This window comes from Cohnella zeiphila (assembly GCF_014212055.1).
Lineage (GTDB): Bacteria > Bacillota > Bacilli > Paenibacillales > Paenibacillaceae > Cohnella > Cohnella zeiphila.
The window spans coordinates 177,564-204,085 of record NZ_JACJVO010000007.1; the positions used below are offsets into that span (position 1 = coordinate 177,564).

General features: G+C 59.4%; 26 protein-coding genes. 3 read left to right on the forward strand and 23 right to left on the reverse strand.

What is annotated here, in order from left to right; all coding sequences use genetic code 11:
- Positions 1-7 precede the first annotated feature (7 nt).
- The 10 genes from H7C18_RS05930 to H7C18_RS05975 form a co-directional block, all read right to left on the reverse strand.
- On the reverse strand, positions 8-913 hold the full coding sequence (locus tag H7C18_RS05930; protein ID WP_185128103.1) for a carbohydrate ABC transporter permease: 906 nt from the start codon (positions 911-913) through the stop codon (positions 8-10).
- 77 nt (positions 914-990) lie between these two features.
- Positions 991-2,454 (reverse strand): ABC transporter substrate-binding protein, encoded by a 1,464-nt coding sequence (locus H7C18_RS05935; RefSeq protein WP_185128104.1) that lies wholly within the window; start codon positions 2,452-2,454, stop codon positions 991-993.
- A gap of 56 nt (positions 2,455-2,510) precedes the next feature.
- Complete coding sequence (murQ, locus tag H7C18_RS05940; RefSeq protein ID WP_185128105.1) at positions 2,511-3,425, reverse strand: N-acetylmuramic acid 6-phosphate etherase; 915 nt, start codon at positions 3,423-3,425, stop codon at positions 2,511-2,513.
- A 186-nt stretch (positions 3,426-3,611) separates the two neighbouring features.
- On the reverse strand, positions 3,612-4,475 hold the full coding sequence (locus H7C18_RS05945; RefSeq protein ID WP_185128106.1) for a MurR/RpiR family transcriptional regulator: 864 nt from the start codon (positions 4,473-4,475) through the stop codon (positions 3,612-3,614).
- Positions 4,476-5,073: 598 nt separating this feature from the next.
- Positions 5,074-6,276, reverse strand: coding sequence for an efflux RND transporter periplasmic adaptor subunit (locus H7C18_RS05950; protein ID WP_185128107.1), 1,203 nt, complete (start codon positions 6,274-6,276; stop codon positions 5,074-5,076).
- Positions 6,277-6,294: 18 nt separating this feature from the next.
- Positions 6,295-7,176 (reverse strand): carbohydrate ABC transporter permease, encoded by an 882-nt coding sequence (locus H7C18_RS05955; protein WP_420481839.1) that lies wholly within the window; start codon positions 7,174-7,176, stop codon positions 6,295-6,297.
- Positions 7,177-7,190: 14 nt separating this feature from the next.
- Positions 7,191-8,063, reverse strand: coding sequence for a carbohydrate ABC transporter permease (locus H7C18_RS05960; protein WP_185128108.1), 873 nt, complete (start codon positions 8,061-8,063; stop codon positions 7,191-7,193).
- Positions 8,056-9,468, reverse strand: coding sequence for an ABC transporter substrate-binding protein (locus H7C18_RS05965; protein WP_185128109.1), 1,413 nt, complete (start codon positions 9,466-9,468; stop codon positions 8,056-8,058). The genes H7C18_RS05960 and H7C18_RS05965 overlap by 8 nt, the downstream gene beginning before the upstream one ends.
- 138 nt (positions 9,469-9,606) lie before the next feature.
- On the reverse strand, positions 9,607-11,439 hold the full coding sequence (locus H7C18_RS05970; protein WP_185128110.1) for a sensor histidine kinase: 1,833 nt from the start codon (positions 11,437-11,439) through the stop codon (positions 9,607-9,609).
- A complete protein-coding gene (locus H7C18_RS05975; protein WP_185128111.1) occupies positions 11,436-12,125 on the reverse strand; it encodes a response regulator transcription factor in 690 nt (229 codons plus the stop codon). Before H7C18_RS05975 ends, H7C18_RS05970 begins: the two co-directional genes overlap by 4 nt.
- 194 nt (positions 12,126-12,319) lie before the next feature.
- Here H7C18_RS05975 and H7C18_RS05980 point away from each other — a divergent pair, with 194 nt between their 5' ends.
- Entirely contained in the window at positions 12,320-12,760 is a 441-nt protein-coding gene (locus H7C18_RS05980) for a hypothetical protein (RefSeq protein WP_185128112.1), read from the forward strand.
- A gap of 63 nt (positions 12,761-12,823) precedes the next feature.
- On the opposite strand, the gene H7C18_RS05985 is transcribed toward H7C18_RS05980, so the two are convergent.
- Positions 12,824-13,357, reverse strand: a complete 534-nt coding sequence (locus tag H7C18_RS05985) for a DUF1697 domain-containing protein (protein WP_185128113.1) — start codon at positions 13,355-13,357, stop codon at positions 12,824-12,826.
- Positions 13,358-13,786: 429 nt separating this feature from the next.
- Between H7C18_RS05985 and H7C18_RS05990 the strand changes: the two genes are divergently transcribed.
- Complete coding sequence (locus H7C18_RS05990; protein WP_238357491.1) at positions 13,787-14,545, forward strand: MBL fold metallo-hydrolase; 759 nt, start codon at positions 13,787-13,789, stop codon at positions 14,543-14,545.
- Positions 14,546-14,637: 92 nt separating this feature from the next.
- Here the strand turns inward: H7C18_RS05990 and H7C18_RS05995 are convergent, their stop codons facing one another.
- The 10 genes from H7C18_RS05995 to H7C18_RS06040 all read right to left on the reverse strand — a co-directional run bounded on the left by H7C18_RS05995 (position 14,638) and on the right by H7C18_RS06040 (position 23,106).
- Entirely contained in the window at positions 14,638-15,015 is a 378-nt protein-coding gene (locus H7C18_RS05995) for a hypothetical protein (protein WP_185128114.1), read from the reverse strand.
- 182 nt (positions 15,016-15,197) lie between these two features.
- Positions 15,198-15,626 (reverse strand): peptidylprolyl isomerase, encoded by a 429-nt coding sequence (locus H7C18_RS06000; protein WP_185128115.1) that lies wholly within the window; start codon positions 15,624-15,626, stop codon positions 15,198-15,200.
- Positions 15,627-15,705: 79 nt separating this feature from the next.
- Positions 15,706-17,037: a diaminopimelate decarboxylase gene (lysA, locus tag H7C18_RS06005; protein WP_185128116.1), complete on the reverse strand. Its 1,332-nt coding sequence runs from the start codon at positions 17,035-17,037 to the stop codon at positions 15,706-15,708.
- A 134-nt stretch (positions 17,038-17,171) separates the two neighbouring features.
- Entirely contained in the window at positions 17,172-18,878 is a 1,707-nt protein-coding gene (locus H7C18_RS06010; protein ID WP_185128117.1) for a spore germination protein, read from the reverse strand.
- 22 nt (positions 18,879-18,900) lie between these two features.
- Positions 18,901-19,329, reverse strand: a complete 429-nt coding sequence (locus tag H7C18_RS06015; protein WP_185128118.1) for a stage V sporulation protein AB — start codon at positions 19,327-19,329, stop codon at positions 18,901-18,903.
- Entirely contained in the window at positions 19,326-19,955 is a 630-nt protein-coding gene (locus tag H7C18_RS06020) for a stage V sporulation protein AA (RefSeq protein ID WP_185128119.1), read from the reverse strand. Before H7C18_RS06020 ends, H7C18_RS06015 begins: the two co-directional genes overlap by 4 nt.
- A 162-nt stretch (positions 19,956-20,117) precedes the next feature.
- A complete protein-coding gene (sigF, locus tag H7C18_RS06025; RefSeq protein WP_185128120.1) occupies positions 20,118-20,879 on the reverse strand; it encodes an RNA polymerase sporulation sigma factor SigF in 762 nt (253 codons plus the stop codon).
- Positions 20,880-20,903: 24 nt separating this feature from the next.
- Entirely contained in the window at positions 20,904-21,350 is a 447-nt protein-coding gene (spoIIAB, locus tag H7C18_RS06030; protein WP_185128121.1) for an anti-sigma F factor, read from the reverse strand.
- Entirely contained in the window at positions 21,347-21,700 is a 354-nt protein-coding gene (gene spoIIAA, locus H7C18_RS06035) for an anti-sigma F factor antagonist (protein ID WP_185128122.1), read from the reverse strand. The genes spoIIAB and spoIIAA overlap by 4 nt, the downstream gene beginning before the upstream one ends.
- Before the next feature lie 188 nt (positions 21,701-21,888).
- On the reverse strand, positions 21,889-23,106 hold the full coding sequence (locus H7C18_RS06040) for a D-alanyl-D-alanine carboxypeptidase family protein (protein WP_185128220.1): 1,218 nt from the start codon (positions 23,104-23,106) through the stop codon (positions 21,889-21,891).
- A gap of 253 nt (positions 23,107-23,359) precedes the next feature.
- On the opposite strand from H7C18_RS06040, the gene H7C18_RS06045 reads away from it, so the two are divergent.
- Positions 23,360-23,605: a KEOPS complex subunit Pcc1 gene (locus H7C18_RS06045; RefSeq protein ID WP_185128123.1), complete on the forward strand. Its 246-nt coding sequence runs from the start codon at positions 23,360-23,362 to the stop codon at positions 23,603-23,605.
- Between the two features lie 709 nt (positions 23,606-24,314).
- Here H7C18_RS06045 and H7C18_RS06050 read toward each other — a convergent pair.
- Together H7C18_RS06050 and H7C18_RS06055 are read right to left on the reverse strand one after the other, a co-directional pair.
- Positions 24,315-25,640 (reverse strand): pyrimidine-nucleoside phosphorylase, encoded by a 1,326-nt coding sequence (locus H7C18_RS06050; RefSeq protein WP_185128124.1) that lies wholly within the window; start codon positions 25,638-25,640, stop codon positions 24,315-24,317.
- A gap of 44 nt (positions 25,641-25,684) precedes the next feature.
- A complete protein-coding gene (locus tag H7C18_RS06055) occupies positions 25,685-26,509 on the reverse strand; it encodes a purine-nucleoside phosphorylase (RefSeq protein WP_185128125.1) in 825 nt (274 codons plus the stop codon).
- Between the last annotated feature and the right edge of the window lie 13 nt (positions 26,510-26,522).

Below are 26,522 nucleotides of genomic sequence, written 5' to 3' on the forward strand. Positions count from 1 at the left end.
CTCCTTTTTAATATTCCACGTCTTTGCCCGCGAATTTGAATTGAACGAACGAGACGATGGCGATGATCAGCGCGAGAATGAGCGACTGCGCCGCCGCCTTGCCGAATTCGAAATACTTGAAGGCATTGTTGAAAATCAACAGACCGACCATGGTGGTCGCGTTGTCCGGTCCGCCGCCCGTCATCAGGTAAGCGTTCTGGAATACCTGGAACGAGCCGATGATGCCGGTGACGAACAAGAACAGCGTCGTCGGCTTCAGAAACGGAATGACGATGTATCTCAGCTTCTGAAAGAATGAAGCGCCGTCGAGATCCGCCGCCTCGTAGTAACTGTTATCGATGCCGAGCAGAGCGGCCAAGTAGATGATAATGCTCGTTCCGTGGCTGGACAGCCACGCCATCAGCACGAGCGAGAACATCGACGTCGCGCTCGTTCCGAGCCAGTTGCGGTTATCCATGCCGAACCAGCCGATGAACTGGTTCAGAATGCCGGAGGGCAGCGGATCGAAGATCCACAGCCATACGACGGACATGGCGACCCCGGAGGCGACGACCGGCAAATAATAAACGGCTTTGAACGTCGTTTGCAGCCACTTCTTGAGCGGCAAAATCAGAATCGACACGGCAAAGGACAGGATCAGCGCGACCGGAACCGTCAGGACGGTATAAACGACCGTATTGCGGACCGACTTCCAGAAGAGCGAATCGCCGAACGTATCCTTATAGTTATCGAGACCGATGAAGGTCGAGCCGAGAGGCTTGTAGTCTTGAAAGCTGATAATAAAAGCGCTGACAACCGGGTAAGCGGTAAACATCGCGTACACGACGAGAGCTACCGCAATGAACGCATAGGCCCAAGCTCCGTCCCCCTTGATCTTGCGCTTCCTGGTTGTTATCCTTGGCGGCTGAGCCATCTGGCCAACTCCTTTCTCCGCTGTCCAAGGGAAAGCGGGCAGCCGCCGCACGCGGCTAAGGCTGCCCGCCCATCGCATCAGTCTTGGACGACGCCGTCCGCGCCGTACGTGTCGATCGCGGCCTTCTTCACCGCATCGTACATGTCTTGCGGCGAGATCTCGCCCGCGAGCAGCGCCTGGAACTTCGGTACGATCACTTCGTCTTCAAGCTTGATTTCCTTCGCGCCGAGATCCGTCGGGATATCGGGGCGGGCGGGAGCCGCTTTGGACTCCAGCAGCGTCTCGGCCGCCAGATTGTCCGGATCGCGGTCGGTCGTCATGCTGGCTGCCGCGTCGCGAGCGCTCTTCGTGATTTGGCCGAGGAACAGCTCGTTGTTCGTTTGCGCCATGTTCTTGCCGCTGTCCAGGAAGTACGCGGCTTTGACGACGTTGGCCTTATGCTCTTCCGTCGGCTCCTTCTTGCCGCGGAAGGTGACGTAGCCGTCAACCGCCGCCTGCGAAACGGCCGGCTGGCCTGCGAACGTAGGCACCGGCAGGACGACGTAATCGACCGGAATGCTGCCGGCAACGGCGCTGCCGTCGTTCGCTTTCAGCTTCGCGTTGTTCTGCTTGGCGGAATTCTCGAACGTGGCGAGTCCTTTGCCCGTAATCATCGTCTGCCCCGTCAGGAACATGTTCCAGCGCTTGCCGGCGTCGATCGAGCTGATCTCTTTCGGCATCGAGCCGTCGTCGATCATCTGGCGGATATCCTTCAATACTTCCAAGAAGTTTTTGCTCGTATACGCGAATTTGTGATCGGTCGTGAACGCGTTCGGCATGCCGGCGTTCTTCACGAGAATGTTCAGGTAGTCCTTGCTCGTGACGCCGGAGGTGGCGAACACGAAGCCGTAACGCGTCGATCCGTCGCCGTTCTTGACCGTGCCCTTCTGGATCGCTTGGCGGAACTCGTCGTACGTCCAGCCGTTCTTCTGCACGCTTTTCCAATCGACGCCCGCATCTTCAAGCATCTTCTTGTTGCCGCCGATGGACTGGACGGATACGTATGCCGGGAAGCCGTACAAACCGTCGCCGTTCTTCATATAGCCGAGCGGGGCCGGATCGTAGTCGGCGATCATATCGGGCGTCGCGGCGCTGCTGATGTCCATCAGCATGCCCTGCTGCACGTACTTCGAGATGCCGTCCGAGCCGATGAACGCGATGTCGGGCGGGCTGCCGGCATTGACCTGCGTGTCGAGCTTCTGCGTCATGTCCTCCCAGCTGGCCGGCTCGATCTTGAGCGTCAGGTTCGGGTACATCGCGTTAAAATCTTTCTCCATCTGCTCGAAGTTGTTCTGGAAGTTGGCCGAGACCGGAGGCAGCAGCGCCGTGATCGTATCCTTGGCTCCCGTACTCGCGCTCGCCGAACCGGAGGAACCCGCGGAGCCGGACGGGCTGGCGCTGCCCGAGTTGCCGTTGTCGTTGTTCGAGGAGCAGGCCGCGAGCGCGGTCATGGATACGGATAATGCCAAGATCGATGCCAGCACGTGCGCTTTTTTCTTCATTCGATAAATCCTCCCTGACCCTTATATATTTGTTGGAGTTTCGAAACCTATGCCCGTCAAACGACCCGGCTGCCGGCGCGGATGGCCGCTTTGAGATTGCCTTCGCAGCGTTCGAGCGTCGCCGCCGCTTCCGTCGCGCCAAGGCCGGTCTTGATCATCATGATCGCCAGCTTGCAGCTCATGGACGCGCTCTTCAAATAGCGGCCGGCCGTCTCGGCGTCCACGCCGGTGGCCGCGCGGACGATGCGCACCGAGCGGTCGTTCAGCTTGTTGTTGCTCGCCTTCAGGTCGACCATTAGGTTGTTGTAGGTCTTGCCGAGCTTCACCATCGTGCAGGTGGTCAGCATGTTGAGCACCAGCTTCTGGGCCGATCCCGCCTTCATCCGGGTGGAGCCCATGATCACCTCCGGGCCGACAACGGGCGCGATGCAGATGTCGCATACGGCTTCCAGCTTGGAATGTTTGTTGTTCACCACCCCGATCGTGGCGGCCCCTTTCTCCGCGGCTCTCTTCAAGCCGGCGATCACGAAGGCCGCGCTGCCGCTGGCGGATATGCCGACGACCGCGTCTTTATCCGTGACGCCGCACCGCTCGATTAATGCGATCCCCTCCTCCTCGCTGTCCTCGAATCCTTCCACTGCCGTTCGAAGCGCCGAATCGCCACCCGCAATGTAGCCTTGCACGAGCTCCGGATCCGTGCCGAAGGTCGGAGGACATTCGGAAGCGTCGAGCACGCCGATTCTTCCGGACGACCCTGCCCCGATATAGAACATCCTGCCGCCGTTCTTCAGCGTCCGGTGCAGGACGTCCACCGCCTTCGAGATTTGCGGGATTTCCAGGGCGACCGCTGCCGGCACCTTGGCGTCTTCCTGATTAAGGAGGCGCAGCATTTGTTCCGTCGTGCACTCGTCGATCATCTGCGTGTCCGGATTGATCTCCTCCGTCGTCAGTCCCGCAAGGTATTCATTCATAGCCATTCTCCTACCCTGTGTTTTGTAAACTCGCTAGCTTACGTCCATCTTAAGCTTGGGAAAGCGCTTTAGTCAATACATTTTGAAATTTTATTTCATACTAAAATTTATTACTGATATTTATTTTCTTTTCACAAAAAAGCAAAGCACCGGCGTCAAATGCGCCGATGCTGGGCGGTTTTCCGATTATTTGCGGTGCTTGCCGGAGAGAATGTTGTGGGTTTTGGTCAAGTACTTTTTCACTTTCTGGTACTCCGCGCTCGCCACGCCGGCGAACAGCGTGTCGATGACCGTCAGCATGGCGATCCTGGACCCCATCGCCCCGCTGCGGAACGTCACCTCCGGGGTGGAAATGCTGAGCACGATGTCGGACTGCTGCGCAAGCGGACTTCGATTGTACTTGGACAGCGCGATCGTGCGGGCGCCGTTCTTCTTCGCGATGTCGAGCGCATCGAGAATTTCCGCCGTGTCGCCGGAATTCGAGACGAAGAACGCCACGTCCCCCTTGCTCAGAAGCGTCGCGGCCGTGAGTTGGCTGTGTCCGTCCGTATAAGCGTGGCACATCTTGTTGATTCGAGAGAACTTCTGCTCCGCATCCATGCAGACGAGCCCGGAAGCCCCGATTCCGAAAAAAGCGATGCGATCGCTCCCGCGGATCGCCTTCACGGCACGTTCGACCTCCTTGCGGTCGATAACGCTGAGCGTATCTTCGATCGACTTGACGTTATTGCGGGAGATATTGGAGATAATGACGGACAGATCGTCTCCCGGCTGGATGTCCGTATACTGGTCCTTCTGCTCGTCGTCCATCGAACCGAGCGAGGCGGAGATGCTGACGATGAAGCTGCGGTAGCCGCTGTAGCCCATCGTCTTGCAGAAGCGCAGCACGGAGGCGTCGCTCGTCTTGCTGAGTTGGGCCAGGCTCTTGATCGAAAGATGGGGAATCTCTTCCAGGTTGTTCAGGATATACTCCGCCACCAGCTTCTCGACCGGCGTCAGACTGTCCTTCATCTCCCGGATCTTGATGAGGATGTTATCATGAATAGCCATTCGCGTTCCCTACTCGCTTGGGTTAGATTCGAACGGAGCGTAAGATCCGTCGGGACCGTAAAATTCAACTTTATAGTAAGCCTATTCAAGCGAAAAGACAAGACGGCGCGTGGGGCGAAACATTGGCGAAACTCGCTAAATCCGCGCCGGACAAGGAAATAATATTTCGAAATTTTATTATCATAATGAAATTTTATTCCCGAGATGTGCATGTGGGAACGAAGAGAATTTAACGGATGCCGCTCGCTTCAAACGCCGGATTTTTCCAGCCTCGAAGCGCGTTAACGAAACCAGGCGATGCTATGGACCGTTTTTGAACCTCATATTGGTTCTAACGAATCCAAGGAGCGTTATTCGCCCCATTCTTCATCAAGAAGGCCGATGAGGCTCAAATAAGGCGCGTACGTTTCGTTGGAATGTCCAACGCCGCTCCCGGCGCGAAATAGCGTCGCCTCGTTTCGTTACCGCGTGAAGTCCCGGTTGGGCAGGCCGAAACAAACGGGTGGTAGCGGCCGCGCCGTCGCGTGCGCGGCTCGGCTCGTGCATCCACGGCAAAGGCAGAAGGACTGCCGGCTCGTCGCCTGACAGTCCTTTTCGCTTACAATCGAACCCGGACGCCGTCCTGAAGCGGCTCGCTGCTGTCCAGAACGACCTGGTCGTAATCGTACAGGTCGCCGCCGACCGCCGCAACGCCGCCGTTCTCGTCGATGACCGTCACGTCCCTTCTCGCGGCGTAGTACGCGTTGCCGAGCGGACTCTGACGCTTCTCGATCGCATAGACGTAAACGCCGCTCCGATCCTGATGGATCGCCTGCGCAGACACGAGAAGCGCATCCTTGCTCTCTTGCCGCGACAGCTCCACCTCCACCCGCTCGCCGCCCCGGAGCGACGGATCCTTTATCGTCACGGTCACCGGCAGCGAGCCGGTCTCTGAGGACGAGCCTGAATTCGCCGCCCCGCTTCCGCTCTCGCTTGAAGCCATATCTCCCGCGCCGTCGTCCGCGGAACGGGACGGCGCCGTTGCGTCCGCGGCGTCCCCGTCTTCGATTTTCGCCACGGTCCCTTTCAGCGACCGGCTGTCATCTTCGGTCAAGCGGACGTCCATCGCATCGCCGGGCTTCAGCGTATCCGCAATCGCCGCAGGGATCTGCAGCCGGAACTGAAAGCCGCTTGCAGCGTCGGCCAGCCTCACATCCGGGCCGCCGGTTGCCGCCGATAAGCCCGCCACGGCATGGACTTCCGTCACGATACCGTCGAACGGGGCGACGAGCTGCCGGTCCGCCGACGCGTCATGCCGCAATCGCTCGATCCGGTTCTGCTGCGCTCGAATGCTCGCATCCGCGCTCTCCAGAGCGGTACGGGCGTCCAAGATCGCCTCCTCGTCCCCGCTCTGCACCGCATCGACATAGCGATGCTGCAGTTGCGGCTTCGGGAGCTCCAGCTGTTCCAGAGCCGCCGTCTCGTCCTCGATTTGCCGCTGCGCCTCGGTATCGTCGTAAGAGACAAGCTGCTGACCGCGATGCACGGCATCGCCCGGCTTGACCAGCACTTGAGCCACTTTCCAGCCCGCCGGATTCGTCAAATCCGCCGTTTCCGCGGGAGACAGCACGGCGCTTCCATGGAACGAGCGGGAGAGCCGTCCCTGGCTCGGCTTCTCCGCCGACACTTTCGGCAGCGTGAGCGCCTGCAGCGAGTTGCCGATCAGCGTAAAAACGATCAGCATCGCGACAAACAGGCCCGCGGCGATCCGAATCGTTCGTTGACGGGCCGCCAGCCGCCGTCCGGTCGTCTCCGCTTCCACTTAGATCCCTCCCCTAAGCTATCCTTTGATCCCCGATTGCTCGATCCCTTGCACCAAATAAGCTTCCGCATACAGAAACAGCAGCGCCATCGGGATCATGTACAACACCGATGCGGCGAACCCGACGCCGCGGGCTTGCTCGTTAATTCGCGACAGCTCCACCGACAGCGGCTGCTTGAACGCATCCTCCAGAAAAATAAGCGGCTGCTCGACCATGTTCCATTGATCGGCGAACAGCAGCACGATCAGCGCAGCCAGACCGGGCTTCGCGAGCGGCAGCACGATGCGGCGGAAGATGACGCCGTGACCCGCTCCGTCCATCCGCGCCGCTTCCGCGTAGGCCGCCGGAATATGCGCCATGAACTGCCGCAGCATGAACACGCCGAATGCGCCGAATATTCCCGGTCCGATAATGGCCGCCCAGGAATTAAGAAGACCGAGCTTCCCCGCGATCAGATAGTTCGGAACGAGCGTCACCTGGAACGGCATCAGCATCGCCATCAGGTAGACGAGAAACAGCTTGTCTCGTCCTTTGAACTTTAGCTTGGCGAACGCATATGCCGCCAGCGCCGCGACCGCCGTCTGTCCAGCGACGATCGGCGCCGAAAGTCCGACCGAATTCCAGAACTGATGCAGATAAACCGGCGCGCGAAGGAGCAGCTGCGCATATTGGCCGAAGCTCAGCCAATCGGGAAGAAGCTTCAGGTTGACGAACGCGTCCTGCTGCCCTTTCGCGACATCCCCCATTTTGCCGAGCCAGTCGTAATTGGAGCCGATCTCCCGCTCCGTCATCAGCGAATTCGTCAGCGTCAGCACGATCGGCAGCGCCAACGCCGCCGCCGGCAGGACGGCCAGCAGCGTATAGATCAGCTTGGTCAGCGGCTCTCTCGCTCGCTTCACTTCCGTCCCTCCATTCACTCCAGATTGTCCCGGAACTTGCGCTCCGCGCGAAGCAGGAAGGACGCCAGCAGAACGATGCTGCCGACCATCAGCACCGCGGCGGCCGACAGCTTCTGCACGTCGAGCGACAGAAACAAGTTGTTCATGTAATGCTGAAGCATGTAGATTCGTCCGTAAGGATAGTCGCCTTCAAGCAGGTAAGCTTCCCGGAATACCTTGAACGAATTGACGACGGAGATCAGGACGACGAACACCATCGCCGGCGTCACGTACACCAGCGTAACGTGCAGAAGCTGACGCACCTTGCCCGCGCCTTCGATGCGCGCCGTCTCGTAATAGGAGGCCGGAATGGCCTGAAGCGCCGCCAGGAACAGAATGACGTCGTAGCCGATGTTTTTCCACAGATACATCAGCAGAAGCACCCAGAGCGAGCCGTCCGATTGGAGCCAATCGATGCGTCCCAGATGCAGGGCGTGACGCCAAGCGTTCAACGTGCCGTTCCAGTCGAAAAAGATTTGCCAGACGAGCGCGACGGAAGCGACGGGTACGACGAGCGGAAGCGCATAAACCGTTCGCAGCGTCTGACGCAAATAAAGGCTGCGGTTCAGCAGCAGGGCGAGGAGCAAAGACAACGCGATGAGCAGCGGCACGCCGATTCCGGTGAACAGAAGCGAGTTCGCCGCCGCCTGGCGGAAAGAGGCGCTCGCCAGCACCTCCCTGTAATTTTCGAGGCCGGCGAACGAGCCGCTGCCCGTCCGGTCCGTAAATGAGTACCAGACGCCCATTCCGAACGGGACAAGATAGAACAGCCCAAAGCCGAGCGCGCTGGGCGCAAGGAACAGCAGCGCCGCCCGCCCGTCCCGCAGGAGCGCCCCCCGCCTATTCATTGAGATACGTCGTCGCTTTGTTCTGGATCAGCTTGGCCACCGTCTCCGCCGTTTTCTGCCCGCTGAAGAAAGCCGGGGTCTCTTCGAAAAGAGCTTGCTCGATCGTCCCGGGAAGAGAGTCCAGCGGATGCGCGGCTCCGGACAGCATATCGTCGAGAGGCTGCAGATCGGCTTTGGTCACCGGGAACGTTCCGCCCCGTCCCGAACCGTCTTCTTCGACCGTGTACTGGCCGGCTTCGAGCAGCTGATCGACCTGTTTTTCATAGACCGTCCGATTGATCGGAAGGCCGAAAACCGGAGTTAGCGCCGGGTCGGACATCAAATATTTGAGGAAATCCCACGCCTCCGCCTGCACCTTGGAATGCGCGTTGATCGCCAGTTTGTCGTACGTCGTGAAGTACCCGCCGGGATCCTGACCGTCCGCTTTCGGAGCGTAATAAAGTTTCTTTTTCGGATACTGGATGTCTCTCATCCGGGTCAAATAGCCCTCGGGAGAATCGATGGTGAGGTCCTGGAAAAAGACGTCGCCGTCTCTCAATTTGCTTATATCAAAAGTGACGACTTTGTCTTCCTCCATTTTGCGGATCCCGTTTAGCATGCCGATAAAGAGATCCGAATCGAAGTGGGCTTCCTTGCGCTCCGCATCGACCAATGCGGGCAGGTTGGCTTGGACCATCTGATAGAGCAGATTGATCGGGGACTTGAACACATAAGCGTCCTCATGACCTCCTTTGGCTACCAGTTGTCTGCCCGCTTCCGCGAATTCATCCCAATTCCAGCTCTTGTCGTCAAAGGAGACTCCCGACTTCTCGATCGCTTCCTGATCTCCGACCAGCGTCTGCATGAAAAAGGACATCGGAATCGAGGTAATCTCCCCCTCCGATCCGACCGGCTCGATAATGTTGTCGAAGTAATCTTCCTTGTGAAACGACGGGTCGCTCGCCATTGCCGCCCCCAAATCCGTCAATATGTTTTTGCCCGCATACCGGTCGGTCGGCAGCCAATCAACATCGATCAAATCGGGACCCTGGCCGGCCAAAAGCTGCGTGCTCGTCGTCTGCCGGAACTTTTCCAGTCCCAGTCCGTTCAGGTCTTCTTCACCTTTGGCGAGCGAATTCAGCTTGATGGTAATATTCGGATGAAGCGCTTCGTAGTTTTTGATGGCGGCGGCGAATTCTTCGTTGTACTGATAGGTTTGAAACACGATCGTTTTCGACTCTCCGTCGCTTGCGGGACTGGCGATGGCCGGCTCCGTAACGGCAGACGAGGAAGATGGCGAAGGGGCCGAGCCCTTTGTCGCCGGCGCGCTTGAGGCAGGCGTCTGACCTCCATCCCCTCCGCCGCTGCATGCGGCAAGCGAAATCGTTAACAGGCTGCCGGCAAGCAGCACCTGCGTCTTTCTCATGCAAGATCATCCTTTCGGTCCGTGGTTCGTCAACAGGGCCAGTATAACGGGGCCGAGTCAAGATCGAATGGAGCCGATGTCAAGATGGGATAAAGAAAAGCCGCCTGCCCTATGGCAAGCGGCTGCTTGAAAATGGTCTCAAGACGACGGAACCCGGCGCAGATCGAAGTGGAAAATAACCCCGTCCTTCGTGTTCGCCGCGCCGTAGGACGAACCGTGAAGCTCCAGAATGTTGCGGGCGATCGCCAGCCCCAGCCCTGTCCCTCCCTGGTCGCGGCGGCGGGAGGCTTCGCCCCGGTAAAACCGGTCCCACACCTTGTCCAGTTGATCGGGAGGGATCGGATCTCCTTTATTTTTCACGCAGACGAGCACCCTGTCCTCCTGCTCCTCGGCCATGACCGCGATCGTTCCTCCTTCGGGCGAATGCCGGATCGCGTTCGTCAGGAAATTCGCCAGCACCTGCTCGATCCGGTGGGGATTGCCTTCGGCGGTTACCGGCGCTAGCCGGGTCAGCAATTGAAGCTGCTTTTGCTTGAGCGGCAGCGCCAAAGAGTCGCACACCGCCATGACCAGCCGGTCTACTCGGAACGTCTCTTTTTTCAACGCGTACGTTCCGGATTCCAGCTTGGCCAGATCGAGCATGTCGACGACCAGAAGGTCCATCCTCTCCACTTCTTGATCCATCGCCTGGAAATAGTGATCCCGCTTATGGCTTGCGACGCCGTCCCGCAGAATCGAGATACAGCTCTTGAGCACGCTAAGCGGCGTCTTGAGCTCATGGGAAACCCCGGCGATGAATTCCTTCCGGGTGTTCTCCAACCGCTTCTCCATTTCGATGTCTTGCTCCAACTGCCGGATATGTCTCTGCAGCGAACCCGAGAGCGAGTTGATGTTGCGGGACAGCTCGCCGATCTCGTCCGCCGAGGAGGCCGGCAGCTCCGCCGTAAAATCGAGGGAAGCGAGCCGCTTGGTCGTCTGGTTGATCCGCAGCAGCGGTCTGGCGATCGTCCGGGCATAGTACGACGAAGCCAGAAGGACGAGCAGAACGGCGAATCCGATCACGTAACCGTAATAATCGCGGAGCATCCGGGCCGCTTCATCCACCGGCTGCAGCGACGACATCGCGAACAGATAGGCGGCGTGGCCGGAAGAGTCCGTCATCGGCAGAACGAAGAGCTTGTAGCGGATACCGCTCTGTTCAAGATCCGTCGTCTGCAGTCCTTGGGCCGGCGTTTCTCCTTCGCCCAACAGCAGGTTCGCCTGAAATTCATTGATTCGGGAAAGAAACAGCTCGTTCGCGTAAAGCAGTTGATCCGGCCCGGTTGAAGAAGGCAGATGTACGACGGTGACGACGGCTTTGAAGGTGACGTAGGGCGGATCGGTTTGCACGTTTACCGCGCCCGACTCCGCTTGCTGCGAATCCTCGTCCCGCTTTCGCTTGAGGTCTGCATCGTTCGCCCTGCCGCTTAAAACGTCGTTGGTCCAGGTTTGACCGCCTGCGCCGTTGATCATCTGAAGCTGAATCGGAATCAGTACGTCATCGCGCCGGAAGCCTTCGATAAGCAGCGAAGAACCCGCTTGAAGCGCAAAATCGGACGATGCCGCTTCCTCCGGAGCAACGAGATTCGTCAAAGGAACCCATAGGTTGCTCGTTTCCCCATCGTTCGTGTACGCCTTGACATAAATCCCGAAGCGATCCGCCGCAGCGATGCTGCCGTTGGCGTCCAGAACGGTTGCCCAAGCGTTGTGCCTGGTATAGAGCTCCTGCTCCAGCTGCCCGATCGTCTCGCTTCCGTCTCCCGATGCATAGTCCGACGCGTAAGCGCCAAGCGCCTGCTTGAGGTCGTTTACTTTTCGGCTGATGTAGAAGTCTTTGAAAAATAAAGTCTGCAGCGCATAAACCGCCGCCAAGATGATGGTGCACAGCGCCGCGGTCAGCAGAAACAGCTTCAGAACGAGCCGGCTTCTCATCGGCCGTCCCCGAATTTGTAGCCGATCCGGACGACCGTCGAGATAAGTCCGGCCTTATCGCCCAGCTTCGTTCGCAGGTTGCGGATATGCGTATTCAGCGTTCGGTCGTCCCCGTCGTATTCGTAGCCCCAGATGCGGGTGATGAACTGCTCGCGCGCGATCGCGATTCCGGGGTTTTGCATCAACAGGCCGAGAATTTCGAATTCGGTATGCGTCAGATCGACGGCCGTTCCGTCGACGGTTACCGTGCGGGACGGAAAATGAAGATGAATGCCGTGCGCCAGCAGCTCGTCTCCCGACCGCGGGGCGGACGAGGCTCGAGAGCGGCTCTCGAGCAGCCGCTTCGCCCGGGCGAGCAGAATCGGCGGGCTGTACGGCTTGACGACGTAATCGTCGGCTCCGAGCTCGAACCCGAGCAGCGTGTCGTCTTCGTCCGCGCGAGCCGTCAGCATCAGGATCGGAATATCCGAGTTTTTGCGAATGCGCCGGCAGACCGACCAGCCGTCCAGCCCCGGCAGCATGATGTCCAGTACGAGCAGATCGACGGTCTGCTCCTGGAACAGCGACAACGCAAGATGGCCGTCCCCGGCTTCCAGCACCCGGCAGCCTTCGTTCAGGAAATAGTCTTTGAGAATCTCCCGAAGAATCGGCTCGTCCTCCACGACCAATATCGTTGTTCCGCGCATGGCTCTCTCCCGTTCCGAATTTACCCCTATGATACGGCGTTCCGGGGTCTTTGGCAAACCGGACTCCGGGCGAGCAGTCGCGCTTTTATGAAGAATATGTCCAATTTTACCGTCTCGACGCCAAACGGTAGAGCGCAGCCGAGGTTCGATGTATGATTTCGGTAGATTTTACTAAAATTTGAGGAGCGATTAAAATGAAGAAAGGTTGGAGCAAAGCGGCTGCGGCGAGCTTGGCCGCGGCGGCCATCGTCATCGGGGCGTCCTCCGCGTTCGCCAATCCGGTCATGAACGAGAATCCGAAAGGAACGGGCGGCTACAGCATCACCCAGACCTACCTCAACTTCGACAATTACGGTTATATGGAGGGCGGCACTCCGATGGACAGCTGGAGGTTCTCGAATGACGGCGCCTCTTCCCATACGCTCGCCTTCAGCGTGGATACGGCGGGAGCGTCCGGCGGCTTTGTCCTTTACGACACGACCGTCAGCGGAACGAGCAGCTACGTCTTCGGCGCAAGCGGCATCTCTGCGGGCAGCCATACGTATTCTTTGACGCTGAGCCCTTACCACAGCTACACGCTCTACGTCCAGCCCACCGGTCCGAGCGCCTATTCGTACCACTTTACGCTGAGCTGAGGCGGCGCCCCCGCGGGCGACTCCGGCGGCGCCGGTCTCCCCGCGGGGCTTCCTGACCGATGCTTACTTCGGAGCGGCCATCTCCATCAGCTTGACGACCGTTTTCCAATTGCGGTCCGTTCCGCCCTTGAGCTTCCCAAGCTTCTGAGGCAGCTTGGAGTCGGTCATGCTGCGTCGGTACAGCTGATAAATCTCCCGCCCGTCGACGAAAAATTCATCCGAACCGATATCCAGATCGGGCAGCGCTTCGATCTGCTCCGGCGCGACCGCATTCGGGTAGAACAGGACGTGGATGCTCCACCCTTCCTCCAGCTCATCCGGAGAATACGGATTGACGCGGGCGATGGCGTCAAGTTCTTCTGCAGTGCGCAGAACGACCGGAACCGGGAAACCGAACTTTCCTTCGATCGCGCTCTCCATCGCCGTCCGCAGCGCCTCTTCGCGCTCGTCCGATTCGAACGCGAGATTGCCGCTCTGGATGTACGTCTGCACCCGGCGAAGGCCCATCTCTTCCAGCAGCTTCTTGAGCTCCGCCATCTTGATCTTGTGGTTGCCCCCGACGTTAATGCCCCTCAGCAGTCCGATGTATAGGGTCATAGACTCTTCTCCCTTGAATGGTTTGGGCCTATTATAGCAGACAAACATGCGAGGCCGCACTTGCCCGACCGGTCGTCCGTTGCCCCCCGCAACTTCGCCGAAGAAGGTCATCTGGCGACCTTCTTTCGCTTAATGCCGCGAAATTCTGCCTATGTAGGTCATTGGGTGACCTTCTTTCTCTCTTTGTCACGGAAGTCGGGTATGAAGCCGCCGCCTCAAGCTCCGGACTTCGGGGAGAAATCCCGCCTTCGTTCCTCTCCAATCGATCCGCTCCGATTGAACAACATTCTATTGACAAATAATTATTTTTGTGTTATAATAAAATATTTTGATATTTACATAGAACAATTCATTCTGCTATCCTATCCATGCGCGCAAATCGACTGCCGGCAGTCAACTAGCGGACAATCCGCAGCGAGGAGGATCAGGATGGCCGAAAACATCGCTCCGGGCATCGCCATGCTGGAAGTCGCAACCGTCATACTAGGACAGAAACAGGTTGTCCATCCCGTTCTGATCTGGGACAAGCAGGACGCCGTGCTGATCGACACCGGATTCCCCGGGCAGCGGCAAACGCTCGACGAGCAAATCTCCGGCGCAGTCGGACCGGAAGGGCCGGCGTTGACGCGAATTTTGATCTCCCATCAGGATATCGATCATATCGGTTCCTTGCCGGAGCTTATCTCAAGCCGGGCGGATCGACCGATCGAAGTATTCGCCTCGGAATTGGAGAAGCCGTATGTGGAAGGAGAGCGCAGGCTGCTCCGCCTGACCGCCGAAGCGATCGACCAAGCGATTCGCTCGCTTCCGGACAGCTTGCCGGAGGAGGCCAGGCTGAGGTTCCGCTACGCGCTGGAACACCCGCCTGCCGCTCCTGTCGATTCTCTGCTCGTCCCGGGAAGCGCGCTCCCATTCGGCGGCGGCATCGACGTGATCGCGACGCCGGGCCATACGCCCGGGCATATCAGCTTCTACCATCGCCCGAGCCAAACGCTTGTCGCAGGCGACGAGCTGACCGTCGCCAACGGACAATTGCAGGGGCCGGAGCATCTCCCCGCTCTCGACACGGAGACGGCCAAGCGATCGCTCGCGGCCTTGGCCGAATACGAGATCGCCGCCGTCGTCTGCTACCACGGCGGCTTGTACCGCGGCGACGCGAACCGCCGCATCGCCGAGCTGTTTCGCTGACAGTGAAGCTTGCACATAATGAAAGCGCCGGATGCCGCTGCCACATGCGGCTCCGGCGCTTTTCGCTCCGCTCGTCAGCGACCTGCCGCCCTTTAGCTCCCTTTCGTCGCCTTCCAAAACGCATAGACCAGAAAAACAACGATAGCCAAGTCCACCGCGACATATAAGCCGTTCAATACGAGAGCCGCCATCCACCCTTTTCTCTGCGCGGATCGCCCGGCCTCTTCGGTTCCCTCCGCCTGAAGCGGCCGTCGATACCCGCCCCAACTGCTCGCGAAGCTGCGCCAAGCGATAAAGCCCCACACGAGGCAGACGATGACGAAGAGGCTGTACATATCCACCAGATCGTAGAGCCGCGGCGTCTTCGTCGTCTTGAGCAGGCCGGCCAGCACCGCGAACCATGCCGCGCCTGCCGCATAAAGCGCCATGCCGATCCAACCGACGGTCAGATGCAGTTTATGCCGTTCCATCTCGTTCCCCTTTCCGGAGGGCAAGAATGTTTGTCCGAACTCCACGCAAGAATCTGTTTTTTATCAGTGTACCATCGGCCCAACGTCAGGTGAAGAACATTCCCCCCGGAAAAACAAAATCCGCCCCAAGATCGGAATCCCGATCCGGAGCGGATGGCGCCGGCGTTACGGCCGGCTTGCCGTTATTCCTGCCAAACTTTAACCTCGGACATCTTGCTGCCGTTGCGGAGCTCGTCCACATGCTCCATTCCCGAGGCGATTTTGCCGAATACCGTGTGCACGCCGTCCAAGTGCGGCTGCGGCTCGTACGTGATGTAGAACTGGCTCCCGCCCGTGTTCTTGCCGCGGTGCGCCATGGCGAGAACGCCGCGCTCATGCTTGTTCGGGTTGATCTCGCAGTCGATCTCGTAGCCGGGACCGCCGGTGCCGTTCCCGTTCGGGCAGCCGCCTTGGGCGACGAAGCCCGGAATGACGCGGTGAAAAGTGAGGCCGTTATAGAAGCCCGAGTTCGCCAGCTTCTCGAAGTTGGCGACCGTGTTCGGCGCATCCTGATCGAAAAATTCGATTTCGATGACGTTGCCGTTTTCCAGCGTGATCGTACCTTTTTTCATCTTGTTCCACCTCATCTGTTAGGTTCGGAAAGCGGACGTCTCCGGCTCGCGGCCAGGAAAAACCGCTTTGCGAAGCCGTTTACTTGGCCACCGCCGGCTTGCGCAGACGTTCCGGAATCAGGTCGTTGCCGACGATATTCTCGTAGGATTCGCGGGCGACGACCAGGTCGGCCTGTCCGTCTCTCGCGAACACGACCGCCGGACGGCGGATGCGATTGTAATTGCTGGCCATGGCATAATTGTACGCTCCCGTGCAGAAGACCGCAAGCAAGTCGCCGGATTCCACCGGAGGCAGCTTCAGGTCCCAGATCAGCATGTCGCCGCTCTCGCAGCATTTGCCGGCAACGGACACCAGCTCGGAAAGCGATTCGTTCGCGCGGTTCGCCAGCACCGCCTCGTACTTGGAGCCGTACAGCGCCGGGCGCGGGTTGTCGGTCATGCCGCCGTCCACCGCCACATATTTGCGCACGCCGGGAATGTCCTTGCTCGTGCCGACGGTGTAAAGCGTCGTGCCGGCGTCGCCGACGATGCTGCGTCCCGGCTCGACCCAAATTTCCGGCAGCGGGTAATCGGCAGCGGTGAACTGCGTAATGATCGCGTCGGTGATCGCTTTAACGTAAGTGGAGACCGGCAGCGGAGCGTCTCCTTCGACGTAGCGGATGCCGAAGCCGCCGCCCAGGTTGATGACCGGGAACGTGGCGCCGAGCTTCTCGCGCACTTCGATCGAGAAAGCCGCGACCTTCTCCACGGCCATGCGGAACCCTTCCACTTCGAAAATTTGCGAGCCGATGTGGGAGTGAACGCCCAGCAGCTTCAGCTGAGGCTGCGCCAGCGCCTGCTCGACCGCCTTGTAGGCGGTGCCGTTGCCGATGTCGAAGCCGAACTTGGAGTCCTGCTGGCCGGTCGAGATATAGTCATGCGTATGCGCCTCGACGCCGGGCGTGACCCGCAGCAGGACGTTGACTTTCTTGCCGTGCTCGGCGGCGATGGCGTTCAGCAGCGCCAGCTCCGTGAAGTTGTCCACGACGAAGCAGCCGATGCCGGCCGCAAGCGCCATTTCGATCTCTTCCGGCGTCTTGTTGTTGCCGTGGAAGTGAATGCGCTCCGCTGGGAAACCGGCCTGCAGCGCCGTGTACAGCTCGCCGTCGGAGACGACGTCCAGGCTCATGCCCTCTTCTTCGGCCACGCGGCACATTGCCATGACGCAGAAGGCCTTCGAAGCGTAAGCAACCTGGAAGCGCAGCCCCGTCTCGCGGAACGCCTGAACGTATTCCCGCGCGCGGCGGCGGACAAGCTCTTCGTCTACGATATAAAGCGGCGTGCCGAACTCCTTCGCCAGATCGACGACGTCGCAGCCTCCGATCTCCAGATGACCCTTGTCGTTAATTCGACTGGTTCCGTGTAGATACATCCCATCATTTCCCCTTTAATTAGCACGATTGATCCCAGTATATCCGAAACCGCCCGCAGGGGAAATGGAGAATTTACCGGAACATTTGCATTCGCCCGAGAGGCCGTCCCGAATCGCAAGCCGCTTTCCTTCGTTCAGGAAGGCTGTTTTTTGTTTTCCCTGGAGCGGTAAATGGACGGCCGGATTTTGCTGTTGGGCAGCGGTTGCCGCAGCAGAACGCTCAAGAGCGCCTTGCCGTTGAACGGAATGAACGGCCACATGTAAGGCGCGTTGAACGAACGGATCATGACCAGGCTGATCAGCGCGATCGTCGAGCAGACGACGAGCCCCGGCACGCCGAGCGCGAAGGCGGACAGCAGCAGGGCGAGCCGCACGATCCGGTTGGCCAGCCCCAGCTCGTAGCTCGGCGTCGCGAAAGTGCCGATGGCCGCCACGGCCATGTACAGGATGACCTCGTTGATGAACAAACCCGTCTTGACGGCAATGTCGCCGACCAGTATTGCGGACACGAGCGACATCGCCGTTACGAGCGGCGTCGGCGTATGGACGGCCGCCAGCCTCATCAGATCGACCCCGACCTCCACGAGCAGGAACTGGACGACCAGCGGCAAGTCTCCCGTGTCGTTCGCGCCCAGAAACCATAACCAATTCGGGCGAAGTCCCGTATTCTGGGCGAACAGATACCACATCGGCAGCAGGAACACGGACGTCAAGATGCCGAAAAAACGAACCCAGCGCAGATAAGTGCCGATGAGCGGATTTTGACGCTTCTCCTCCGCATGCTGGACCAGATCGAAGTACGTCGTCGGCAGCAGCATTACGCTCGGGGACGTGTCCACCATCAGCGTCACGCTTCCGTTAAGCAGGTGGGCGGAGACGACGTCCGGGCGCTCCGAATAGCGGACGAGCGGGAACGGGTTCCAGTTCGTCTTGACGGTCATCTCCTCGAGCTGTTTGTCGGCGAGCGGTATGCCGTCGATGTTGACCGCCTGCACCTTATCGCGCACGGACTCGATCAGTTCCGGATTGGCGATATCTTCGATATAGCCGAGCGCGATATCGGTTTGGGTGCGGGTGCCGACTCTCAAAATTTCGAAGCGAACGCGCTTGTCGCGCAGCCGCCGGCGCACCAGCGCGACGTTGAAAAGCAGCGTCTCCGTAAAGCCGTCCCGGCTGCCCCGGACGACCTTCTCCAGCTCCGGCTCCTCGGGCGAACGGGTCGGGAATTGCTTCATGTCGAGCAGAAGCACTTCCGTCTCCCCGTCCACGTAAAGGGCGGAGTTGCCCATCAAAACATTCTCGAGCATATTCTCGAAAGACGAGGTGCGGGTCACTTGAGCGATGGGCAGATCGTAAGCGAGAAAAGCGTTCAATGCGTATTCGTCATGGCGGACGGCCTCCGAATCGGCGTACGACAGCCGCTTGAGAAGCTCCGTCACTTCGACGCTCTGGATGAGCGTGCTCAGGAACAGCAGCCCGGCTTTGCGGCCGCCGAACGTCATTTGCCGCACTTGAACGTCGAAGCTTTCTTCATACCCGGCTTTCTTCCGAAGCTGTTCGATCCACTCCTCGATCCGCGGCGCGATCCGGTCGTTCGGATCTTCGGGCGGCTCCTCGCGGGCCGGCTGCACGTCGATCCGCTCGCGCTTCTCATCCCGTTTCGGCTCCAGCCGCTTTTTGCCGTCTTCTCTCATCTCGCTCCGAAGGAGCTCCTCGATCGGCTTCGGCCGGATCATGCCGGGAGCCGGATGCGCCTCCCGGCCGGGACCGTCGTCCCGGCTCCGGACGGATGCTTCTCCTTCCCGGTTCGTTTCCATACTGCCGTGATCGTTCCGTTCCATCCGTGATCCAACTCCTCTTCGTTCATTTCGCTTGGAGAACCAGCCAATCGACGAGCGAGCCCGCCACTTTGCCGAGCGCCATGGCGAGCAGCAGCGCGAATAAGTACGGTTTGAGTTTGAGACGCTTCGTCAGAATCGGAATGACGTTCAGCACTTCGGTCAGGGCGGCGGCCAGCATTCCGATGAATACCCCTGTGAAAATGGCGGGAGCGAGCAGTACGATCTTGGGGAGCGAAAGCCTCCAATCGAAAAAATCCGCGCAGTTGAAATAAATCGCGCCGCTCAGAAGCGCCGATTCGAACGCCCATGAGCGGCGATGGGCGCGGGTGAACTGCACGAGCCGGGGCACGATGTCCAGCACGATGAGCAGGGCGACGAACGCGCTGCCGACCGCAAAGCCCCCGGCCAGTCCCGCCACGAACACCATCAAGCCTCGCGCCGCTTCCGTCATCGCTTCCGCCTCCCGCTCGGCTCATGCTTTTTCCGGTATTCCTCGGTAATGACGTAATGGTTCACGTTCTCCTGGTACATGAACATCTCCACTTCGAGCGGATTCGGCTCGTCGTTCCATCTGCGGCCCAGCATCCGGTTGAAAAAAAGCAGCATCCCGAAGCCGATGCCGAGCGAATACGGAACCTGGAACAGCCATGGGTGCCAGTCCGGATTACCTGTCAGCAGACGGACGATCCGGCGCTGCACGTCGGGCATGTTCACGTCGGCGTGAAAATTGATGATCGCCATCCCCGAGCCGAAAAACAGCAGGACCCAGGCGAGTATGAAAAGCAGTCGGCGAGGTTTCACGAGCCCGCCTTCCGCCACTTCCACCAGAACGTGCGGCTCGCCGTACGTCTCGATCGCCACGTCCGGCGACACTTCCCGAATGATTCGGACAATGTGCAGCATATCGATGACGAGGAGATGCCCGTCCTCGGGACGGACCCGAAGCACCGGCAGCGGCAGCAGCCGCTGCTCCCATTCCGCGTCGGCGACGATTCGCGCCACGTCGGACATCCGAATCAGCGCATCGGGCGCAACGACGATTCTTCGGCGAAGCCGAATATAGACGGTCGCATCCATGACGAATCCCCCCTTTGCCGGCAGCCGGGATGCGCCAACGTTTCCTTTAGTATGAAGCAAAGCGCCGGAAAGATATCCCCAAACGCGACGTATTCCCCAAAAAAGCAAAAACCGCCCTGACGCGGAGGCTGTATCTCCTCCGGACGGCGGTCTTGCTTCGTGCTATTGCGCGATCTGCTCTTTGATGTTCTGCAATATCTTCTTTTCCAGCCGGCTGACCTGAACCTGCGAGATTCCTAGCCGGCTCGCTACCTCCGATTGCGTCTGGTCGCGGAAGTAGCGCAAATAGACGATCAATCTTTCACGCTCGCTTAAGCCCTGGATGGCCTGGGTCAGCGCCATCTTGTCGAACCATTTCTCCTGCGAATCGTCCGCAATCTGATCCATCAGCGTAATCGGATCGCCGTCGTTCTCGAACACCGTCTCGTGAATCGACGTCGGAGGCTTGTTCGCTTCCTGCGCGAACACGATTTCCTCGGGCGTGACGCCGAGCTGCTCGGCCACTTCCGAGATCGTCGGCTGACGTCCGAGCGTCTTGGACAGCTCGTCCTTCGCCTTCCGCACCCGGTTCGCCATCTCCTTCAGGGAGCGGCTTACCTTCAGCGTTCCGTCGTCCCTCAGGAACCGCTGAATCTCTCCTATAATCATCGGGACGGCGTAAGTCGAGAACTTGACGTCGTAACTTAGATCGAATTTGTCCACCGACTTCAGCAGACCGATACAGCCGATCTGGAACAAATCTTCGGCGTCGTAGCCCCTGCCGGAGAAACGCTGCACGACGGACCAGACCAGACGGATATTGCTTTGAACCAGCGTATCGCGCGCCGTGCTGTCACCGGATTGACTGAGCGCGATCAGGCGCTTCACTTCCGCGTCATCCAGGTATCCGGGCGGCGACGACGAGCGTTTCCATTCGATATCCATGCCTCCAACCCCTGCCGCGCGGTTTTAGTTGAACAGCGCCTTCTTGGACTCGATGCGCTTCTTCATCCGAAGCCTCGTCCCTCGGCTCGGTTCGCTCGTCACTTCAAGCTCGTCCATGAAGTTCTCGATAATCGTAAAGCCCATCCCGGAACGTTCCAATTCCGGACGGGAGGTGAACAGCGGCTGGCGGGCGAGGTCAATGTCCTCGATGCCCCGGCCTTCGTCGCTGACCATGATCGATACCGTATCTCCTACGATCTCTGCTTCCAGGGCCACGATCCCTTCCGGCGAATTCTCATAGCCGTGAATGATCGCGTTCGTGACCGCTTCGGACACAACCGTCTTGATGTCGTTAAGCTGCTCCAGCGTCGGGTCCAACTGCGAGACGAACGCCGCCACCGTCACCCGGGCGAAAGATTCGTTCTCCGAGCGGCTGGCAAACGACAGCTTCATGAAATTGCGTTCGCTCATGATACAACCTCCAGACTGGCCAACGCCGATCGTTCCGTCTCATAGAGAGACAGAATCTTGAACAACCCCGACAATTCGAACAGTCTCTTCACGCCGGTCTGCACGTCGCTGACGACCATTTTCCCGCCGCGGCTCTTGATCAGCTTGTAACGGCCGAGAATGACGCCGAGACCCGAGCTGTCCATGAATTGCAAATCTTTCAGACTCAGCACCACATGATCGCAGCGCCCCCGCAATATCGCGTCTTCCATCTTGAACCGAACGACATCCGCGGTATGATGATCCAATTCCCCTCTCAAGCGGACGACCAGCACGTTCCGATGCTGCTCCAGCTCCACCTGCAAACTCATGCGGATTCTCCTCCCATCGAGATCGGCCTATCCTCGCAGCCTCTTACCCTCACTCCTTTCTACGAATCCGGCACTCATTCCTGCCCTCCGACAAAAGTAGAAGCTACCCGCCTTCACGCGACAAAAAGCGCAAAGAGGCGGAAGACGCGCAGCGTCCAGCCCCCTTGCCCTTCTCATCCCGTTCTCGCCTATCCGTGCATGAACAGCTTGCCCGCCGAACGCTTCATCAGCGTCCACCAGCCCGCGCGTCCCACCGATGCCGGCGCTTCGATCGGAAATTCCGTCATGACCTCGTTGCCCCGGTAGACGATCAGCTTGCCGACCTGCTGGCCGGCCTTGACCGGCGCGGTCACCTTGTTATCGAGCAGAAGCTCGTGACGGATGTTGCCTTTGCCGTCGCCTTTGCGCACCAGCACGCTGTACGGATGCTTGGCGACGATCGGCAGCTTGGCCTGGCTGCCCTTCTCGATCGCGAGCGAACCGATGGCGTCGCCGGTCTTGTAGATCGGCACGTTCGTGAATTGGGCGAACGCGTAATCGAACAGCTTCGACACTTCCGCATTGCGCGTCTTCGTGTTCGGCTCGCCCATGACGACCGCGATCAGCCGGAGGTTGTCGCGCTTCGCCGTCGCCGACAAGCAGAACTTCGCCTCGCCGGTAAAACCGGTCTTCAGTCCGTCCGCCCCGTGATAGAACCGGACCATCTTGTTCGTGTTCACGAGCCAGAACGGCTTGGGCGAATCCTTGCGCAAATAGTCCTGGTATTTGCCGGTATACTGCGTGATCCTCTCGTGCTTGAGCAGTTCCCTCGACATGACGGCAATATCGTGCGCGGACGATACGTGCTCCGCCGCCGGAAGACCGTTGCAGTTGATGAACTTGGTGTTCTTCATGCCCAGCTGCTGCGCTTTGGCGTTCATCATCTTGACGAACTCATCTTCGCTGCCCGCCAGCTTCTCCGCGAGCGCGACCGAAGCGTCGTTGCCGGAAGCGAGCGCCACGCCTTTGAGCATGTCGTCCACCGTCATCTCTTCTCCGGGCTCGAGAAAAATTTGCGAACCGCCCATCGAAGCCGCGTATTCGCTCGTCTGCACTTTATCGGTGAGCTTCAGGCGTCCGTCATCAAGCGCCTCCATCACGAGCAGCATCGTCATGATCTTCGTAATGCTGGCCGGCGGAAGGGAAGCGTGGCTGTTCTTCTCGTAGATGACCGTCCCGCTGTCGGCGTCGATCAGAATGGCGGATCGGGCGTTCGCGGCCAGATCGGTCTGCGGCGCCGGCGCCTTGCCGGACGGAGCCGCCGGTTCCTTGGCCCACGCGGCGGAGGCCGATGCGGCCGTCAGCGCAGCGGTCAGCGTCCAAATCGCCAACGGACGAACCCATCTCCGAATGGTTGCATTGTGCATGATTGGCTGGTACCCCTTCCAGATGCCGGATTTGGCGTTGGTCTGTTCTTCCATCCAGTGTGCCCTTGCGCCGGATAAAATATTCGGACGTCCCCTCCCCGACTCTGCGTATCCTCCTTGCGATATTTTTTCGAAAATTTAGACTATTTTGCGATTTATTTAACACGAAACTTACACAGGATCTTCCTTTCATTAACATTTTCATGATAGGATTAATGAAAATAAATCATGAGAACCGGAGAGGAGCCTGCTTGTGAGAGAACCGAACGAACGTCTCGCGAATGTTGCCGCCGCTTATCTGCATAACGACGCGGAACGGGAACGCCTAGCCGGCGCGATCGCCGCGGGCGAACTAAAGGAAGCCGAGCATTCGCTGGTGGAGACGGCATGTGCGGAACAGCTTCGCGAACTGCGCCTCGAGATGGACTCCCTGTTGGATGAGCTTCGCCGGTTCCTCCGCTCCAAATCCTCACGGACCGGCGAACAGTTCGCCGCCTGATCTTGCTCGGAAATTTTTATGTGATAAAGACCACCAGGGCTCGCTAGCCTGGCGGTCTTGTCGTATTCTCGGTCGTGTTTACGTCGATATCCCGTTCCCTCAGGCTCCTGCTTCTTCGTTCTTTTTCCCGCTTTTCAACGAAATCCCTTTTGCTCAGGATGCTTATCCGTGCGTCAATTCTCCCCTTAACGCCGATATCCCGCTCGTTCAGGACTCCTGTCCGCACTTCTTATTCTCTTTACGACGAAATCCCGTTCGTTCAGGACTCCTGTCCGCACTTCTTATTCTCTTTACGACAAAATCCCGTTCGTTCAGGACTCCTGTCCGCACTTCTTATTCTCTTTACGACGAAATCCCGCTCGTTCAGGACGCTTGGACGCCCTTCTCGTTCTTTTTACGACGAAATCCCGTTCGCTCAGAATGCTTCTTCTGCGAAAATAGCCTTGCCAAATGAAAAGTTGAGCTGGTCGCAGCCTATTCTGCCGATTACACGGGTGATCATCAGAAAAGAGCAGGCCACGATACATTCCTGAGGGACGGGGATTTCGATAAAAAGAGAGAAAAGAGGTCGGAACGAGGGCGAATCCTGAGCGAAGGGAATTTCGAAGGAAAGGGATTTTACTCCGGAAAAAAGCAAGGAAGGCTGGAGGAGAGAACCGTTCTCTCCTCCAGCCAGCCAGCCAGCCGTCTGCGTTAAGCACTAATTGCGTCAGTAGCGAACTCCGTATTGGGTAACGACAGCATACAGAAGCGGAAGCGAGGCGGGCGGTTCGGCGGCGAGCCTGTACGTCGCGAGCAACCGGGACCTCGCCTCACCTGCCGAGGCGTCATCCGCGCGGGCGTGCAAATAGGCGAGCGTGCCGCCCCGCTGCACGAAATCCCCGCGCTTTGCCGCCAGCTCGATGCCGACCGCGTGATCGATCGCGTCGTCCTTGGCCGCGCGGCCGGCGCCGAGCCGCATGGCGGCGACGCCGACCGCTTCGGCGTCGATGCCGTGCACGTACCCGTCCGTCTCGGAGAGGACGGGAATCCGATTGGGCGCCGCCGGCAGCAGCTCGGGGCGCTCCGTGACGGCGGGATCGCCGCCCTGGGCCGCGATCATCGCCCCAAGCTTGCGCAGCGCGGCGCCCGACGCGAGCGCTTCAGCCAGCCGCGCGCGGGCGGACTCCGGGTCGGCCGCCCGGCGGCCGAGCACGAGCATGTGCGCGCCAAGCGCCAGGCACAGCTCGCGAAGGTCGTCCGGCCCTTCGCCGCGCAGCACCTCGATCGCTTCGAGGACTTCAAGCGCGTTGCCGACGAATCGGCCGAGAGGCTGGTCCATGTCGCTGATCGCCGCAACCGTCTCGCGCCCGACCTGCGTACCGATCGCGACCATCGCCTGGGCGAGCCGGATGGCATCTTCGGCCGTTTTCATGAACGCGCCGCTTCCATACTTGACGTCCAGCAGAATCGCATCCGCTCCCGCGGCGATCTTCTTGCTCATGACGGAGCTGGCGATCAGCGGAATCGAATCGACGGTGCCGGTGACGTCTCGCAGCGCGTACAGCTTCTTGTCCGCCGGAGCGATATTGCCGCTTTGTCCGATAACGGCGGCTCCGATCTCATTGACCTGAGCGAAGAAAGCTTCCCGGCTCAGCTCCGTCCGGAAGCCCGCGATCGACTCCAGCTTGTCGATCGTTCCGCCGGTATGTCCGAGTCCCCTCCCGCTCATCTTGGCGACCCGCACGCCGCAGGCGGCCACCAGCGGCGCCAGAATGAGCGTCGTCTTGTCGCCGACGCCGCCCGTGCTGTGCTTGTCCACTTTGACTCCGCGAATGGCGGAAAGGTCGACGACGTCTCCCGAATGAGCCATCGCCATCGTGAGCGCAGCCGTCTCCTCGTCGGACATTCCGGTGAAACAGACGGCCATCGCCCACGCGGCGGTCTGGTAATCGGGAATTTCTCCGGATACGATGCCGCTGATGATGGATCGGATTTCCGCCTCGGACAGTTCGCCGCCGGTTCTTTTTTTTCGTATCAAGTCAACCATTCGCATCCCGAGTTCCCTCCCCGTAACGGTTGCGTCTCGCCGCCGGCAGTCTAAAGCTTCGGAAGCAGCGCCAGCACGAGCGAGACGAACTGCGATTTGACCCGTTCCGTCGTCTCCATCACTTCCTCGTGCGAGAGCGGCTGGTCGAGAATACCTGACGCCATATTCGTAATGCAGGAGATTCCGACGACTTCCATTCCGCTGTGGCGGGCCACGATCACTTCCGGCACGGTGGACATGCCGACCGCGTCGGCGCCGAGCGCGCGCAGCATGCGAATCTCCGCCGGCGTCTCGTAGCTGGGCCCGAGCAGGCCGACGTAGACGCCTTCCTGCAGGGGCACGCCCAGCTCGGCAGCCGTCTCCTTGGCGACCTGGCGCAGGCGGCGGGAATAGGCTTCGGACATATCCGGGAACCGGACGCCGAGCGCATTGTCGTTAGGACCGACGAGCGGATTGCGGCCCGTCAGGTTGATATGATCGGAAATGAGCATCAGGTTGCCGGAGGCGAAGTCAAGATTGATGCCGCCCGCGGCGTTCGTCACGAGCAGCGCCTTCGCGCCCAGCTGCTTCATGACGCGTACCGGCAAAGCGGTCCGCTCCGGCTCATAGCCTTCGTACATGTGGAATCGTCCGCGCATCAGCGCAACGACCCGGCCCTGAAGGCGGCCGACGACGAGTTCGCCGGCATGCCCTTCCACCGTCGACACCGGAAAATGAGGGATGTCCGCATACGGAATCGTCACCGCCTCTTCCATCTCGTCCCCGATCACGCCCAAGCCGGAGCCGAGAATAAGCCCCAGCTCCGGCTGCAGCGGCGTAAGCGACGCGATATAGGCCGCCGCCTCTTCGATAATTTGCTTGCTAGCGTGTGCCAAGTCCGATCTCTCC

Coding starts and splice junctions, on each gene's coding strand:
- H7C18_RS05930 (WP_185128103.1), bottom strand. CDS start 913: ATGGCTCAGCCGCCAAGGATAACAACCAGGAAGCGCAAGATCAAGGGG.
- H7C18_RS05935 (WP_185128104.1), bottom strand. CDS start 2,454: ATGAAGAAAAAAGCGCACGTGCTGGCATCGATCTTGGCATTATCCGTA.
- murQ (WP_185128105.1), bottom strand. CDS start 3,425: ATGAATGAATACCTTGCGGGACTGACGACGGAGGAGATCAATCCGGAC.
- H7C18_RS05945 (WP_185128106.1), bottom strand. CDS start 4,475: ATGGCTATTCATGATAACATCCTCATCAAGATCCGGGAGATGAAGGAC.
- H7C18_RS05960 (WP_185128108.1), bottom strand. CDS start 8,063: ATGAATAGGCGGGGGGCGCTCCTGCGGGACGGGCGGGCGGCGCTGCTG.
- H7C18_RS05965 (WP_185128109.1), bottom strand. CDS start 9,468: ATGAGAAAGACGCAGGTGCTGCTTGCCGGCAGCCTGTTAACGATTTCG.
- H7C18_RS05970 (WP_185128110.1), bottom strand. CDS start 11,439: ATGAGAAGCCGGCTCGTTCTGAAGCTGTTTCTGCTGACCGCGGCGCTG.
- H7C18_RS05975 (WP_185128111.1), bottom strand. CDS start 12,125: ATGCGCGGAACAACGATATTGGTCGTGGAGGACGAGCCGATTCTTCGG.
- H7C18_RS05980 (WP_185128112.1), top strand. CDS start 12,320: ATGAAGAAAGGTTGGAGCAAAGCGGCTGCGGCGAGCTTGGCCGCGGCG.
- H7C18_RS05985 (WP_185128113.1), bottom strand. CDS start 13,357: ATGACCCTATACATCGGACTGCTGAGGGGCATTAACGTCGGGGGCAAC.
- H7C18_RS05990 (WP_238357491.1), top strand. CDS start 13,787: ATGGCCGAAAACATCGCTCCGGGCATCGCCATGCTGGAAGTCGCAACC.
- H7C18_RS05995 (WP_185128114.1), bottom strand. CDS start 15,015: ATGGAACGGCATAAACTGCATCTGACCGTCGGTTGGATCGGCATGGCG.
- H7C18_RS06000 (WP_185128115.1), bottom strand. CDS start 15,626: ATGAAAAAAGGTACGATCACGCTGGAAAACGGCAACGTCATCGAAATC.
- lysA (WP_185128116.1), bottom strand. CDS start 17,037: ATGTATCTACACGGAACCAGTCGAATTAACGACAAGGGTCATCTGGAG.
- H7C18_RS06010 (WP_185128117.1), bottom strand. CDS start 18,878: ATGGAACGGAACGATCACGGCAGTATGGAAACGAACCGGGAAGGAGAA.
- H7C18_RS06015 (WP_185128118.1), bottom strand. CDS start 19,329: ATGACGGAAGCGGCGCGAGGCTTGATGGTGTTCGTGGCGGGACTGGCC.
- H7C18_RS06020 (WP_185128119.1), bottom strand. CDS start 19,955: ATGGATGCGACCGTCTATATTCGGCTTCGCCGAAGAATCGTCGTTGCG.
- sigF (WP_185128120.1), bottom strand. CDS start 20,879: ATGGATATCGAATGGAAACGCTCGTCGTCGCCGCCCGGATACCTGGAT.
- spoIIAB (WP_185128121.1), bottom strand. CDS start 21,350: ATGAGCGAACGCAATTTCATGAAGCTGTCGTTTGCCAGCCGCTCGGAG.
- spoIIAA (WP_185128122.1), bottom strand. CDS start 21,700: ATGAGTTTGCAGGTGGAGCTGGAGCAGCATCGGAACGTGCTGGTCGTC.
- H7C18_RS06040 (WP_185128220.1), bottom strand. CDS start 23,106: ATGCACAATGCAACCATTCGGAGATGGGTTCGTCCGTTGGCGATTTGG.
- H7C18_RS06050 (WP_185128124.1), bottom strand. CDS start 25,640: ATGCGAATGGTTGACTTGATACGAAAAAAAAGAACCGGCGGCGAACTG.